Consider the following 13,501-nt stretch of genomic DNA (forward strand, 5'->3'; position numbering starts at 1 on the left):
AGGCGCGCTGGCTTGGCCATAGACGGCAGGCACGCTAGCCGGAAGCACCCTGTTGCCGGCCCGCATAGTCCAGCGTTGCCATCACCGCCTCGCGCGGGATCCCCTCGGCGAGGCTGCCGAGATAGTATTCACGGCCTTCCGGATCCGGCTCACGGCCGAGAAACCGCCGGTAGGCGAGCGTAATGAAGTCCGCGTCGGTTTCTGCCCGCAGCATCGGGTCCGGTTGTGTATCCCTGTCCTTACGGCCAACCACATCGAGCAGCCACTCGTCATGATGGCCCAGGTACTCGACAGTGAACCCGGCGTCCTCGAGGGCGGCGGATATCGACAGTTCGGTAAAGCCGTTTAGATGGAAATCGCCTTGGTAGCCCTGCGTGCCGAACATGCATTGAAGCAGCACCGCGTGCTGCTCGACTGATTGGCGCTGCTGCATCAAGCGGCCCAGCGCGATCACGTCCGGCACGCGCAGGTCCAGCAATCCGCCTGGCTTGAGCACCCTGTTCCACTCGCGCAGAGCCGTCGCACAACGATCGCGGTGAACATGCTCAAGCACATCCTGCGCCAAAGCATAGCTGGCGGTTTTATCGGCGATGTCTCGCAGATCCGTCACGTCCGAGACGATCTCCGGCCCGTGCCTCTCGTGCATGTCGACGTTCACCCAGCCCGACCGCACATCAAAGCCGCAGCCGAGATTGAGCTTAACGCCATCGACAGCATCCGGCGTCGGGCGCTGCGCTACAGCCGGTGCTGCCGTATGGTCCGCCTCAGTCGATCGAGCCGGCAAGACGGTTCTGGCGAGGCGAGACAAACGGGAGCGCAGTGTCATGAATCCTCAGCTTTGCCAGAAACAACGCCCCGCTAGCACAAGGACCGCAGGAATGGTGCCAAGGACTAACACGTAGAGGTGCCAAGAAAAAAGTGTACCGGTTGCGGCGGTGGGCATCTTGGATGCTATCCTGCGCCATGGAGGTGAGCCATGACGAGCTATTTTTACGGCACCGAAATTCTCTATCTGGCCCTGTTCGGCAGGCCTACCGACCCAGAAGGTCACTCGTGGATCAATGGAGTTACCGATTTTTGGGAGAATACGGACGCTGCTATCGCAATTACATATTCTGATGAGTACCAGTCGCTGTTTTACTCAACGGATGATGTCGACAACCTGCACCGGGACATGATCACGAAGATCTATCAGAACGCATTCGACCGCGCTCCGGACGCAGAGGGCCTGAACTTTTATGCTGGCCAGTATGAAGAGGGCGAGGACATGGCGACCATAGCACTCAACATCGTGTCCGGTGCGCGCGGGGACGACTTGGACACCCTGACACATAAAGTATTAGCGTCGAAAGCTTTTACGAACGCGTTGGATACTGCAGTGGAGATCGCAGCGTATGCGGGCGATACGGCAGCAGAAGTCGGATACGCGTATCTCGATCCGGTCAACGCAAACAACATGCCAGCAGACGGGTATCGCCAGAAGGCTGAAGCGGCAGTCGAGTTACTGGTCATCAGCGACGCGAGCTACATCTAGAATAATTGATAGATTTCTCTTGAGAAAAGGATGGTGGAGCCAAGCGGGATCGAACCGCTGACCTCCTGCATGCCATGCAGGCGCTCTCCCAGCTGAGCTATGGCCCCATGTCCTTGGGATGCTTGAAGGGTCAAGGACCCTTGCGAAGCGAGGCGCAACCTATTGGAGGTGGCGGCGCGTCGTCAAGCAGATATTTGGCGGCTGCACCCGTGCGCCGCGCCTGTGGAAAAGCGCAGCAAATGTGCGGCCGCCAAAGGGCTTAGCGTTCCTCGTCGTCTTCATCTTCAACGTCGATGTCGAAATCTTCGTCGTCATCATCGTCGTCTTCGAGGAACACATCGCTGTCGTCGGAATCGTCGGCGATTTCCTCAACTTCCTCGTCGTCGTTGCTGTCCGCCTGTTCCTTGTCCTCGGCGTCATCGAGCGAAATGACCTCGGGACCGCCGGTCTCGGTCTGTTCGGTCTCCTCGACTTCTTCTTCCTCGGCCTCCGGCTCTGCGCGCCGCGCACGCTCGGGCGCCGGCTTGCCGGCAGTTCCGCTCGTTGCCTGCTCGAAGAAGGAAACCGGATAGGACTTTCCGGTATAGGGCGACACGATCGGATCCTGATTGAGATCGTAGAACTTCTTGCCGGTATCCGGATCGGTGCGCTTGGTGCCGCGTTCTTGTTTGGCCACTTCCGTATCCTCGTGATTGTCGTCTTCCGCCGGCCGCCACCACGCGAAAGCGTCTCAAATTGGCTGCAGGGCAATGCGTGAGCCCGTATTCATGATAATGCAGAGCCTTCGGGGCCGTTCGGTTAGGGCCAATCATTTCGGCTGTCAAACGCTAATTGAGTGTTCACGTCATACCGGCATTTCGCCTGCGGTGTGGCCCGGCCCGCAGGGCTGTGCTAAGCGGCGAGGACGCTGCATGTTGAGGAGGGCGAGATGATCATCGCCGTCGATGGCCCGGCCGCTTCCGGCAAGGGGACGCTGGCTTCGGGCCTTGCCCGCCATTATCAGCTGCCGCATCTCGACACCGGCCTGCTTTATCGAGCGGTCGGGCAGGCGGTGGACGGGCTCGAGGATGATCCCGAATTCGAGGCGGCGGCGATTGCTGCCGCACAGGCGCTCGATCCATCACAGCTCGACAATGCCGAGGCTCTGACAGCGGCGCGCGCCGGCGTGATGGCCTCGAAAGTTGCGGTAATCGGGCCGGTGCGCGAGGCGCTGTTCGAATTTCAGCGCAGCTTTGCGCTGCAGGATGGCGGCGCGGTGCTCGATGGTCGCGATATCGGAACCCGGATCTGTCCCGATGCCGACGTGAAGCTGTTCATCAGGGCGGATTCCAAGGCACGCATGGAACGACGGGCGCGTCAGCTGGAACAGCGCGGGCAAAGGGTTGACCGATACGCGCTCTATCACCAGATAGAGGAGCGGGATGCCAGGGACATGGCGAACCCGCATGGCGGCTTCTACAAGGCAGACGACGCAGTCTTGCTCGATACCACGCAACTGGGTATAGAAGCCGCACTCCAGGCTGCCGTCGCGATTGTTGACGAGGCTCTGGCCAGCAGGAACCGCGTCTGAGGCCTCTTGTCTCCCGGATGCGCAATCCAAATTTCTGCGGCCGGGCCATCTGCGATCATTGAGCGCCGGACCTGGGCTGGACCAACAGAATTATCCCATCTGGTGACTGCCGATCTGCGCCGGGTCGTTCCGTGTGAACGGCTGGCAGCACCATTTCAAACACTCAACACGAACCACCGGCGCGAACGGAGAGAAATTTGGCACAGCAATCTGTGACGAAAGAAGATTTTGAATCCCTTTTGATGGACTCGTTCATTGATAACGAGCCGTTGGAAGGTGCCGTCGTCAAGGGCAAGGTCGTCGCGATCGAAAAGGATCTTGCGATTGTCGACGTCGGTCTCAAGACTGAAGGGCGCGTGGCGCTCAAGGAATTCGGCCAGGCAGGCCGTGACGGCACCATCGAGGTAGGCTCGGAAGTCGAGGTCTATGTCGATCGGGTCGAGAACGCGATGGGCGAAGCGGTTCTGAGCCGCGAGAAGGCCCGCCGCGAAGAGAGCTGGGTCAAGCTCGAAGAATTCTACAACAAGAACGAGCGCGTTGAAGGCACCATCTTCAACCAGGTCAAGGGCGGCTTCACCGTCGACCTCGACGGCGCCGTTGCCTTCCTGCCGCGTTCGCAGGTGGATATCCGCCCGATCCGCGACATCGCTCCGCTGATGAACGTGCCGCAGCCGTTCCAGATTTTGAAGATGGACAAGCGCCGCGGCAATATCGTGGTTTCGCGCCGCGCGATCCTCGAGGAAAGCCGCGCCGAGCAGCGTTCCGAGATCGTCCAGCAGCTCGAAGAAGGCCAGGTTGTCGAGGGTGTCGTCAAGAACATCACCGATTACGGTGCGTTCGTCGATCTCGGCGGCATTGACGGCCTGCTGCACGTCACCGACATCGCATGGCGCCGGGTCAATCACCCGACCGAGGTGCTGTCGATCGGCGAGACCATCAAGGTGCAGATCATCCGCATCAACCAGGAGAGCCACCGCATCAGCCTCGGCATGAAGCAGCTGCAGGCGGATCCGTGGGAAGGCATCGAGGCGAAGTACCCGGTCGACGCACGCTTTACCGGCCGCGTGACCAACATCACCGACTATGGTGCGTTCGTCGAACTGGAGCCGGGCATCGAAGGCCTGATCCACGTCTCCGAGATGAGCTGGACCAAAAAGAACGTCCATCCTGGCAAGATCGTATCGACCTCTCAGGAAGTCGATGTGATGATCCTCGAGGTCGATCCCGACAAGCGCCGCATTTCGCTCGGTCTCAAGCAGACCCTGTCGAATCCGTGGGAGAGCTTCGTCGAGAACTTCCCCGTTGGTGCGACTGTCGAAGGCGAAGTCAAGAACAAGACCGAGTTCGGTCTGTTCATCGGCCTCGAAGGCGATGTCGACGGCATGGTGCACCTGTCGGATCTCGACTGGCAGAAGTCCGGCGAGCAGGCTCTCGAAGACTACAACCGCGGCGATATCGTGCAGGCCAAGGTTCTCGACGTCGATGTCGAGAAGGAACGCATCTCGCTCGGCATCAAGCAGCTGGCGACCGGTGAAGTCACCGATACCGGCGGCGATGGCATCCGCAAGGGCGCTGTCGTGACCGGCACCGTGACAGAGGTCAACGATGGCGGCATCGAGGTTCAGATCGCCGACAGCGAGATGACCGCGTTCATCCGCCGGTCGGATCTCAGCCGCGACCGCAACGACCAGCGTCCGGAGCGTTTCTCCAAGGGCGAAAAGGTCGATGCGCGCGTCACCCAGTACGACCGCAAGACCCAGCGCATCCAGCTGTCGATCAAGGCACTGGAAATCGCCGAGGAAAAGGAAGCCGTCGCCAATTACGGTTCTTCGGATTCCGGCGCTTCGCTCGGCGACATCCTGGGCGCAGCGCTCAAGGATCGCAGCGGCAACTAAGCCGCGTTGTCGAACACAATCTCGGGGTCCGCGCTTGTGAGCGCGGGCCCTTTTTGCTTGAAAGGCGCCATGGCGATTTCGGATATCCACTGGCGTGCGTTGACGATGCTCGACATGCCGGCGCTCGCTGACATCGCGGCACAGGTGCATCCCGACTACTTCGAGGATCTTGCGGTTCTTGCCGAAAAGCTGACGCTTTATCCTGATGGCGCCCGGCTCCTCGAAATCGCCGGCGAACCGGCAGGCTATCTGCTCAGCCACCCCTACCCTTACTTGTCTGTGCCGCCGCTCAATCGGCTGATCGGCAAGATCCCGGCTCCGGCCGATTGTCTTTATCTGCACGATCTGGCGTTGCTGCCCAAGGCACGCGGACGCGGTGCGGCAGGCTGGGCGGTCGAAGACCTCGCCCGCCACGCGCAGCGCCAGGGGTTTTCGGCTATGGCGCTGGTATCGGTCGGAAACAGCGCCGCGTTCTGGGGCCGCTTCGGCTTCAGCCCCGTAGATCGCCCGGAACTCGCCGCAAAACTCGCGAGCTATTCTGAGACTGCGCGCTACATGGTCCGTCCGCTCGACAGGAGCTTGCCAGGTTCGTAGCGCCAGATCAGTTCCGGATCGCCCGGATCCAGCCCTTCGATGCGACCGCATTCGAAAAAGCCTTCAGCGGCAAACAAAGCCTGCACCGGATGGTTGGACACATTGCAGGACGTCCAAAGTACCTGCTCGCCACTGGCTGCGACGGCGGCTTTAGCCAAGGTCCGGCCTACCCGCTGGCGACGCGCTGCCTCGGCGACCATCAGCATCGCAAGGAAACGTCGCTCGAAGAAACTGTAATCTATGACGGCATAGCCAAGGATGGTTCCGCCCCGGTCTGCAACAAGGCACTCCGCCTGGCCGACCCAATGTTCGATCTGCCGCCGACGGCCCGTATCCGTTCGGGCAACAGTGTCGATGGCGATCAGCGCCGGGACATCATCATCCAGCGCAGGGCGTATGCGCGGGGTTGTCGCCGGTCGGAGGGTCGAAGCCAAGACTTGTCTCGCCAGATCGCTCGTGGTTAGTGCCAGAGTGTCATCACACAGGCGAGCCGGCAAGGCACCGGCGCGGGAAGGGGTCCGCAAGGACCAATGCGATAGATGAGCGACGACATCCGTTATGACAGTGCCCACACCGTGCTGGCGGCCGACCGCTACAGACGCTCGCGCGGCCTATGGCGTCTCCTGGCTTTCGCCGCACTGGCGATCGCCGTCCTCGCCATTGCCGGGCGTTTCGCCCTTATCGATGCACCCGGCCCTGGTGACAGGATTGCGCGGATCGAGATCAACGGGCCGATAGCGACCAGCCAGGCACGGTTCGAGGCCATCGAAGATCTGATGGACGATGAGGCCGTCAGGGCCGTGATCGTTTCGATCAATTCTCCGGGAGGCACGACCGCCGGTGGTGAAGAAATCTACGAGGCACTGCTGCGGCTTCAAGAGGTCAAGCCGGTGGTTTCGGTCATCAACGAACTCGGCGCCTCTGCCGCCTATATGAGCGCTATCGGCACCGAACGCATCTATGCTCGGCGCCTGTCGATCGTCGGCTCTATCGGCGTGCTCTATCAGCATGTCGATGCCGGAAAGCTCCTCGACACCATCGGAATAGATTTCGACAAGATCGCCTCGGGGCCCCTCAAGGCGGAGCCTGACATCGACGAACCGCTGGTGGGCGCCCCGCGCGACTCTCTGGCGCGGCTGGTGAACGACAGCTTCGAGTGGTTCGTCGATATTGTCGCCGAACGGCGCGGGTTTGAGCGCTCACGGGCACTCGAGCTTTCCGATGGACGTGTGGTCACCGGTCGGATGGCCGAGGCGGCGGGCCTAATTGATGCGCTTGGCGGCGAACGCGAAGCGCAGCTCTGGCTTGAAGAACAGCGCGAGGTCGATGCCGACCTGCCGATCGTCACTGCCTATCCAAAACCGCAGGAAGGGTTTGGCTGGTTCTCGGACATGGTGGTCCGCGAGGCACGCAGCGCGATCGGAATAAGCCCGGATGGTCCAGTCGTGCTTGACGGTCTCGTTTCGCTTTGGCAGGTTGAACAAAGATAATGTGCAGCAGGTGCTAAACATTTCAGGGTCACGAGCTGAGGTTTTGGGGGGACGATGATCAAGTCCGAACTCGTTGAGAAACTGGCAGCGGAGAACCCGCACCTTTTTCAACGCGATATCGAGAATATCGTGAATGCGATCCTCGATGAGGTCAGTGACGCGCTGGCGCGTGGCGACCGGGTCGAACTGCGCGGGTTCGGGGCGTTTTCCGTCAAGAACCGCCCGGCAAGGGTCGGGCGCAATCCGCGCACCGGTGAGCAGGTGGACGTCGGCGAAAAGTACGTGCCCCAGTTCAAGGCCGGCAAGGAAATACGTGAACGGCTGAACCGCTCTTAACGGGCGCAGCGGAACCGGGACTCAGATGTTCAAGAAAATTGCCGGCTGGATCATTCTCGTGCCGCTCTGCGTCATTCTGGTGGCGTTTGCTTTGGCCAACCGGCAACTTGTCAGCCTGAACGTCAACCCGTTCACGCCGAATGACGGCCTTGACGCACCTGGCGCAGGCGTTCCGATGTTTCTGGTTCTGTATGCGGTGCTTCTGGTCGGCGTGCTGCTGGGCGGCATCGCCACATGGTTTGCGCAGAGCCGGCACCGTCACAATGAGCGGCATTGGCGCCGCGAAGCGCATCAGCTGTCGCGCGAACTTGAAACACTCAAGCGGCAGACCCGGCCCACGCCTTCCCGCAGCCGCGAAGTCGACGATCTGCTGGAAATTCGCTGAGGCGAAGCGTCCCACTTCACTTGTCCAGATGATCCGTTGACATGACCACGCCCCTCACCATCAAGATTTGCGGCATCAAGACCTTCGACATCCTCGACGCTGCAATAGCCGCCGGGGCCGACATGGTCGGTTTCATGCATTTCCAGCGTTCGCCTCGGCATGTCGATCTCGAAGAGATCGGCTCTTTGATCAGCCAGGCGCGCGGACGGATCGAATCCTGTGTCGTCTTGGTCAATCCTGACAACTCGTGCGTTGCCGAGATTGCCGCGCTCGGCCCGGACTGGATCCAGCTGCACGGGCCCGAAACCATACACCGCGTGGAAACCATTCGCGCCGAGGCTGGCGTCAACATCATCAAGGCCCTGCCGATCGCGACTGCTGAAGATCTCGAACTGGTCGCAGGGTTTGCCGAAGTCGCAGACCGGATCCTGCTCGATGCCAAGCCGCCAAAGGGCGCCGAGCGACCCGGCGGACTTGGTCAGCCGTTCGATTGGCGTCTGCTCGAGGCGCTTGACCCGGAGGTTCAGTTCATGCTTTCGGGAGGTCTTACGCCCGACAATGTGGGCGAGGCCGTTGCGGCCGTCCGCCCCTACGGGTTAGACGTTTCCTCCGGCGTCGAAACTGCACCGGGCGTCAAGAATGCGGCGTTGATCGAGACCTTCATTCGCAAGGCGCGCGCCGCCGCGTGAAACTGCCGGTCCGCCGCATGGACGGACCGTGCCTCTTCAAGGAACCGACACGGTGAGCACCGACCGCATCAACTCCCTCCGAAACGGGCCGGACGAGAACGGCCGGTTTGGCCTGTTCGGCGGCCGTTTCGTGGCCGAAACCCTGATGCCTTTGATCCTCGATCTGGAGCGCGCCTATCGCGACGCGAAACAGGATCCTGAGTTTGAGGCCGAGATCACGGATCTTGCCGCGCACTATACGGGACGGCCCAGCCCGCTCTACTTCGCGCGGCGGCTGACCGAGCATCTTGGCGGCGCCAAAGTGTGGTTCAAGCGTGAAGAGCTGAACCACACAGGCAGCCACAAGATCAACAATTGCCTTGGCCAGATCCTGCTTGCAAAGCGGATGGGCAAGACCCGGGTGATCGCCGAAACCGGCGCCGGCCAACACGGGGTTGCGACAGCCACGGTTTGTGCGAAGTTCGACATACCCTGCGTCGTCTTCATGGGCGCAACCGATGTCGAGCGGCAATGGCCGAACGTGTTGCGCATGAAGATGCTTGGTGCCGAGGTGCGTGCTGTATCGGCAGGCGCGGGCACACTGAAGGACGCAATGAACGAGGCGTTGCGTGACTGGGTCACCAATGTCGACAACACTTATTACCTGATCGGTACGGCTGCGGGCCCGCATCCCTATCCGGAGATGGTGCGCGATTTCCAGTCGGTCATCGGCACCGAACTGCGTGAGCAGTTCCTCGAAACCGAGGGCAAGCTGCCGGATGCGGTCGTGGCCTGCGTTGGTGGTGGCTCGAACGCGATCGGCACTTTCCACGCGTTTCTTGATGATCCCGAAGTTGCAATCTACGGCGCCGAAGCGGGCGGGCACGGACTCGAAACCGAAAACGGACACGCTGCATCGATGAATGGCGGGCGCCCCGGGGTTTTGCACGGCAACCGCACTTATCTCTTGCAGAACGAGGACGGCCAGATTCTCGAAGGCCACTCGATTTCGGCGGGGCTGGACTATCCGGGTGTTGGCCCGGAACACTCGTTCCTTCATGATTCCAAGCGCGTCACCTATGCCCCGATCACCGATGAGGAGGCGATTGCCGCATTCCAGCTGTGTACTCGGATGGAAGGCATCATCCCGGCGCTGGAGAGCGCACACGGCCTTGCGCAGGTGATGAAGCTGGCGCCTGAAATGTCTGCGGATCAGTCGATTGTCCTGTGCATGTCCGGTCGCGGCGACAAGGATGTCGAAAGCGTCGGGCGCTATCTCGGGATGGATCTCGATTCATGAGCAGACTACCTGAACGCTTTTCTGCCTGCGCCAAGCAAAATCGGCCGGCGCTCGTCACGTTCGTCATGGCCGGCGATCCCGACCCGGAGACCGGGTTTGATATTTTGTCGGCGCTGCCTGCGGCTGGCGCCGATATTATCGAACTCGGGATGCCGTTCTCCGATCCAATGGCGGATGGTCCGGCCATCCAGCAGGCCGGTCGGCGGGCACTCAACGCCGGCCAGACCCTGTCAAAGACGCTGCAGGCGGTAGAGCGCTTCCGCCAGCAGGACGCTGACACACCAATCGTTCTGATGGGCTATTACAATCCGATCTACGCATTCGGCGTCGACAAGTTCTTGTCGGACGCCAAGAGTGCCGGCGTTGACGGGCTGATCGTCGTGGATCTGCCGCCCGAGGAAGACGCGGAACTGTGCATACCGGCGATCAAGGCCGGCATCAATTTTATCCGCCTGACCACCCCGACGACGGATGACCGCCGCCTGCCGGCGGTCCTCGAGAACACATCGGGCTTTGTCTATTACGTTTCGATGACCGGGATCACGGGCGGCGCTATCCGCTCGCGCGAGGCAGTCGGCGGCGCGGTTCAGCGAATCAAGCGCCATACCGAACTGCCGGTGGCAGTCGGCTTCGGCATCAAGACCGCAGAGGACGCCGCAATTATCGGACGCGATGCCGACGGCGTGGTCGTCGGCTCGGTGCTGTGCACTGCCGTCGCGGAGTCTTTGAAGGATGGCAAGGGCGGCGCGCAAAGCGTCGAGGCAGTGCGCGCTGTCGTCTCCGAACTCGCCGAGGGCGTCCGCCAGGCACGCCGCTGAGTCAGGCTGCCCTTTTTCCGCCCTGCCCGACCTGATAATCTGGGCGGGCATCACGATATAGACTGACGGGCATGAAGCCGGCGCTGTTAAGCACGGCGCCCTAACAGGAACTGGCCATGAACTGGATCGATAACTTCGTCCGCCCCAAAATCCGCTCGTTTCTCAACAAGCGCGAGACACCCGAGAATTTGTGGGTGAAGGATCCCGAGTCGGGCGAGATGGTGTTTTATCGCGATCTCGAGGCCAATCAGTGGGTAGTGCCGAACTCCGGCTACCACATGAAGATCAAGGGCCATGACAGGCTCGCCAGCTTTTTCGATCATGGCAAGTTCGACATCGTGCCGGTCAGCGCCGTGGCGCAGGACCCGCTGAAATTCCGTGATCAAAAACGCTATGTCGATCGCCTCAAGGAAGCGCGAACCAAGACTGGCCGAGAAGATGCGGTGCTGGTTGCGACCGGCAAGCTTTATGATCGCGATGTGACCGCCGCGGTGCAGGATTTCGACTTCATGGCGGGATCGCTCGGAATGGCGGCCGGCCAGGGCATCGTGACCGGGCTCGAAACTGCGGCTTCACGCAAGACGCCATTTGTGCTGTTTGCAGCCTCCGGCGGCGCACGGATGCAGGAAGGGATCCTCTCCCTGATGCAGATGCCGCGCACCACGGTGGCCGTGCTTCGCCTGCGCGAGGCCGGGCTGCCATTCATCGTCGTCTTTACCAATCCGACGACCGGCGGCGTTACCGCCTCCTACGCCATGCTTGGCGACGTGCACATTGCCGAGCCAGGGGCGCTGATCTGCTTTGCGGGCCCCCGTGTCATCGAGCAAACGATCCGGGAAAAGCTGCCAAAGGGCTTTCAGCGCTCAGAGTATCTGTATGACCACGGGATGGTCGACATGGTGGTTCACCGGCACAATCTGCGCTCGACCATCGGCTCGCTGCTTGGTCTTTTGACCAATGCCGAACCGATCGAGGAGCTGGCGACAGTTTCGGCATCGACGCAACTGACAGTGACGGAAACGGATCTGTCGCCCAAGGATGAGGTGCAGCAGCCCCCACCTGCGGCCAGCGCCGAGTAGCGTCCGTCCGCGCCGGCTTGTTGAACGAGACGGCGCCTTTCCATTTTGCGGTGCTCGTTGCCGCGCGTCTTCATAGCCAGTGTTTCGTGTGAACGTTGTTTCGCCCGGTCAGTCGGGCACGCCAACGACTGCGTTTCAGGAGCCCGTCTTGTCCCGCACCGACGCCATTCTTGCGCGCCTGCTCACGCTTCACAGCAAGTCGATCGACCTCAGTCTCGATCGTATCGAAGCGTTACTGGCCGATCTTGGATCGCCGCACCTCAAGGTGCCGCCGGTCATTCATGTGGCAGGCACCAACGGCAAGGGCTCGACGGTCGCCACTCTGCGGGCGTTTCTGGAAGCCGCCGGCAAATCCGTACACGTCTATACGTCGCCGCATCTCGTCAATTTCAACGAACGCATTCGGCTCGCTGGACAGCTGGTGACCGCGCACAGGCTCAATGCGGCGCTTGAGCGCTGTGAGGCGGTGAATGCGGGCCGACCCATCACCTTTTTCGAGATCACGACAGCCGCAGCCTTCTGCCTGTTCGCTGAGGAGCCCGCCGATTACCTGCTGCTCGAAGTCGGCATGGGCGGTGAGTACGACACGACCAATGTCGTGCCGCATCCGCTCGGCACCATCATCACCACGGTGTCGCTGGATCATCAGCAGTTCCTTGGCGACACCGTCGGCGAAATCGCATCGGTCAAAGCTGGCATTCTCAAGCGTGGTGCCCCGGCGGTGATCGCCCGGCAAACCGATGAGGGCGAAACGGCGATCCTCAAGCGAGCGAGGGCGCTTGGCGTCACCCCATTTGCAGCCGGACAGGATTTCGATAGCTACGCGTCAGATGGTCGAATGGTCTACCAGGACGAAGCGGGATTGCTCGATTTGCCTCGCCCGCGATTGGTGGGCGCACACCAGATCGACAATGCCGGGCTGGCTATTGCCGCAACCCGGCATTTCGGCCTGCCTGTCTCGGACAAGCACATCGCTGCAGGGCTCGGCAAGGTCGATTGGCCGGCCCGGCTCTCGCCGCTCTCCGGCAAGCTGGCGGACATGCTGCCGCGCGGGCACGAGCTGTGGCTCGATGGCGGTCACAACGCCAATGGCGCCGAGGCACTGGCGCGCGCACTCGCGACCATGAACGAGACCCGCCCAGCGCCGCTGGTGATGATTTTGGGGATGATGAATACCCGCAAGCCCGAGGACTTTCTTGTGCCATTCGCGGAGCTCAACCCAACGGTAATGGGCGTGACCATTCCTGGCGAAGACAACGCACTCAAGGCCTCGGAGATTGCGCGCCGGGCCAAAGCCGCAGGATTTTCGGCCTCCTCCAAGCGCTCGGTGGTTTCGGCGCTGGCCGACGCCGCTGCGGTGCCCGATGCCCGCGTGGTGATTTGCGGCTCGCTTTATCTCGCGGGCGATGTTCTCGAGCGAAACGGCACCCCGCCGGCGTAAAAAAAAGCGCCGGCTGATGCCGGCGCTTTTTTGTTACGGGCTTAGAGGCTGTCCGATCAGGCGGCGTGGCCTTCAAGCCATTTGGTCAATCCGGCCTTGGGTGTACCGGCGCCAATCTTCATGTCGGCGGCTTCGCCGTCCTTGAACAGAATCATGGTGGGAATGGAGCGCACACCGTACTTGACGGTGGTCGAGGGATTCTCGTCAATATTGAGCTTGACGATCTTCACCTTGCCGGCGAGCTCGCTCGACAATTCCTCTAGGACCGGCGCGATCGCACGGCATGGCCCGCACCACTCGGCCCAAAAATCCACCAGAACGGGTTCTTTGGAGTTCAGAACTTCCTCGCCGAAATTGGCGTCGGAAACTTGTGTGGTCATCAGATTTTGCC

At 61.2% G+C, this 13,501-nt stretch carries 16 protein-coding genes and 1 tRNA gene; 12 read left to right on the top strand and 5 right to left on the bottom strand.

The window, feature by feature from the left end; genetic code table 11:
* Positions 1-34: 34 nt before the first annotated feature.
* Positions 35-826 (bottom strand): DUF4214 domain-containing protein, encoded by a 792-nt coding sequence (locus IE127_RS07645; RefSeq protein ID WP_189424946.1) that lies wholly within the window; start codon positions 824-826, stop codon positions 35-37.
* A gap of 150 nt (positions 827-976) precedes the next feature.
* Between IE127_RS07645 and IE127_RS07650 the strand changes: the two genes are divergently transcribed.
* Positions 977-1,534, top strand: a complete 558-nt coding sequence (locus IE127_RS07650; protein ID WP_189424948.1) for a DUF4214 domain-containing protein — start codon at positions 977-979, stop codon at positions 1,532-1,534.
* A gap of 31 nt (positions 1,535-1,565) precedes the next feature.
* Here the strand turns inward: IE127_RS07650 and IE127_RS07655 are convergent.
* Positions 1,566-1,641 (bottom strand) — tRNA-Ala (locus tag IE127_RS07655).
* A 152-nt stretch (positions 1,642-1,793) separates the two neighbouring features.
* Positions 1,794-2,210, bottom strand: a complete 417-nt coding sequence (locus IE127_RS07660) for a TIGR02300 family protein (RefSeq protein WP_189424950.1) — start codon at positions 2,208-2,210, stop codon at positions 1,794-1,796.
* 252 nt (positions 2,211-2,462) lie between these two features.
* Between IE127_RS07660 and IE127_RS07665 the strand changes: the two genes are divergently transcribed.
* The 3 genes from IE127_RS07665 (at position 2,463) to IE127_RS07675 (ending at position 5,593) form a co-directional block, all read left to right on the top strand.
* Positions 2,463-3,104, top strand: coding sequence for a (d)CMP kinase (locus IE127_RS07665; RefSeq protein WP_189424952.1), 642 nt, complete (start codon positions 2,463-2,465; stop codon positions 3,102-3,104).
* Positions 3,105-3,256: 152 nt separating this feature from the next.
* Entirely contained in the window at positions 3,257-4,999 is a 1,743-nt protein-coding gene (gene rpsA, locus IE127_RS07670) for a 30S ribosomal protein S1 (protein ID WP_189426047.1), read from the top strand.
* Between the two features lie 69 nt (positions 5,000-5,068).
* On the top strand, positions 5,069-5,593 hold the full coding sequence (locus tag IE127_RS07675; protein ID WP_189424954.1) for a GNAT family N-acetyltransferase: 525 nt from the start codon (positions 5,069-5,071) through the stop codon (positions 5,591-5,593).
* Here the strand turns inward: IE127_RS07675 and IE127_RS07680 are convergent.
* Complete coding sequence (locus IE127_RS07680) at positions 5,551-6,027, bottom strand: GNAT family N-acetyltransferase (RefSeq protein WP_189424956.1); 477 nt, start codon at positions 6,025-6,027, stop codon at positions 5,551-5,553. The two genes, IE127_RS07675 and IE127_RS07680, sit on opposite strands and share 43 nt — an antisense overlap.
* 105 nt (positions 6,028-6,132) lie before the next feature.
* On the opposite strand from IE127_RS07680, the gene sppA reads away from it, so the two are divergent.
* The 8 genes from sppA (at position 6,133) to IE127_RS07720 (ending at position 13,110) form a co-directional block, all read left to right on the top strand.
* On the top strand, positions 6,133-7,083 hold the full coding sequence (gene sppA, locus IE127_RS07685) for a signal peptide peptidase SppA (RefSeq protein ID WP_189424958.1): 951 nt from the start codon (positions 6,133-6,135) through the stop codon (positions 7,081-7,083).
* A 54-nt stretch (positions 7,084-7,137) separates the two neighbouring features.
* Positions 7,138-7,419 carry an integration host factor subunit beta gene (locus IE127_RS07690; RefSeq protein ID WP_189424960.1) on the top strand — a complete coding sequence of 94 codons (282 nt, stop codon included), beginning with the start codon at positions 7,138-7,140 and terminating at the stop codon, positions 7,417-7,419.
* Between the two features lie 25 nt (positions 7,420-7,444).
* Positions 7,445-7,804 carry a lipopolysaccharide assembly protein LapA domain-containing protein gene (locus tag IE127_RS07695; protein ID WP_189424962.1) on the top strand — a complete coding sequence of 120 codons (360 nt, stop codon included), beginning with the start codon at positions 7,445-7,447 and terminating at the stop codon, positions 7,802-7,804.
* Between the two features lie 41 nt (positions 7,805-7,845).
* On the top strand, positions 7,846-8,493 hold the full coding sequence (locus IE127_RS07700) for a phosphoribosylanthranilate isomerase (RefSeq protein ID WP_189424964.1): 648 nt from the start codon (positions 7,846-7,848) through the stop codon (positions 8,491-8,493).
* A gap of 52 nt (positions 8,494-8,545) precedes the next feature.
* Positions 8,546-9,772, top strand: a complete 1,227-nt coding sequence (gene trpB, locus IE127_RS07705) for a tryptophan synthase subunit beta (protein ID WP_189424966.1) — start codon at positions 8,546-8,548, stop codon at positions 9,770-9,772.
* Positions 9,769-10,590 (top strand): tryptophan synthase subunit alpha, encoded by an 822-nt coding sequence (gene trpA, locus IE127_RS07710; protein ID WP_189424968.1) that lies wholly within the window; start codon positions 9,769-9,771, stop codon positions 10,588-10,590. The genes trpB and trpA overlap by 4 nt, the downstream gene beginning before the upstream one ends.
* A 116-nt stretch (positions 10,591-10,706) precedes the next feature.
* Positions 10,707-11,669, top strand: coding sequence for an acetyl-CoA carboxylase, carboxyltransferase subunit beta (gene accD / locus IE127_RS07715; protein ID WP_189424970.1), 963 nt, complete (start codon positions 10,707-10,709; stop codon positions 11,667-11,669).
* A 148-nt stretch (positions 11,670-11,817) separates the two neighbouring features.
* The gene (locus IE127_RS07720; RefSeq protein WP_189424971.1) at positions 11,818-13,110 is read left to right on the top strand and encodes a bifunctional folylpolyglutamate synthase/dihydrofolate synthase; all 1,293 of its coding nucleotides are present in this window, start codon (positions 11,818-11,820) and stop codon (positions 13,108-13,110) included.
* A gap of 56 nt (positions 13,111-13,166) precedes the next feature.
* Here the strand turns inward: IE127_RS07720 and trxA are convergent, their stop codons facing one another.
* Positions 13,167-13,493 (bottom strand): thioredoxin, encoded by a 327-nt coding sequence (gene trxA, locus IE127_RS07725; RefSeq protein ID WP_189426048.1) that lies wholly within the window; start codon positions 13,491-13,493, stop codon positions 13,167-13,169.
* Positions 13,494-13,501 lie beyond the last annotated feature (8 nt).

The sequence above is a fragment of the Devosia pacifica genome, assembly GCF_014652635.1.
GTDB classification, from domain to species: domain Bacteria; phylum Pseudomonadota; class Alphaproteobacteria; order Rhizobiales; family Devosiaceae; genus Devosia; species Devosia pacifica.

Excerpts from the sequence above, each read along its gene's own strand:
- IE127_RS07645 (WP_189424946.1), bottom strand. The coding sequence starts at position 826 with ATGACACTGCGCTCCCGTTTGTCTCGCCTCGCCAGAACCGTCTTGCCG.
- IE127_RS07650 (WP_189424948.1), top strand. The coding sequence starts at position 977 with ATGACGAGCTATTTTTACGGCACCGAAATTCTCTATCTGGCCCTGTTC.
- IE127_RS07665 (WP_189424952.1), top strand. The coding sequence starts at position 2,463 with ATGATCATCGCCGTCGATGGCCCGGCCGCTTCCGGCAAGGGGACGCTG.
- IE127_RS07675 (WP_189424954.1), top strand. The coding sequence starts at position 5,069 with ATGGCGATTTCGGATATCCACTGGCGTGCGTTGACGATGCTCGACATG.
- sppA (WP_189424958.1), top strand. The coding sequence starts at position 6,133 with ATGAGCGACGACATCCGTTATGACAGTGCCCACACCGTGCTGGCGGCC.
- IE127_RS07690 (WP_189424960.1), top strand. The coding sequence starts at position 7,138 with ATGATCAAGTCCGAACTCGTTGAGAAACTGGCAGCGGAGAACCCGCAC.
- IE127_RS07695 (WP_189424962.1), top strand. The coding sequence starts at position 7,445 with ATGTTCAAGAAAATTGCCGGCTGGATCATTCTCGTGCCGCTCTGCGTC.
- IE127_RS07700 (WP_189424964.1), top strand. The coding sequence starts at position 7,846 with ATGACCACGCCCCTCACCATCAAGATTTGCGGCATCAAGACCTTCGAC.
- trpA (WP_189424968.1), top strand. The coding sequence starts at position 9,769 with ATGAGCAGACTACCTGAACGCTTTTCTGCCTGCGCCAAGCAAAATCGG.
- accD (WP_189424970.1), top strand. The coding sequence starts at position 10,707 with ATGAACTGGATCGATAACTTCGTCCGCCCCAAAATCCGCTCGTTTCTC.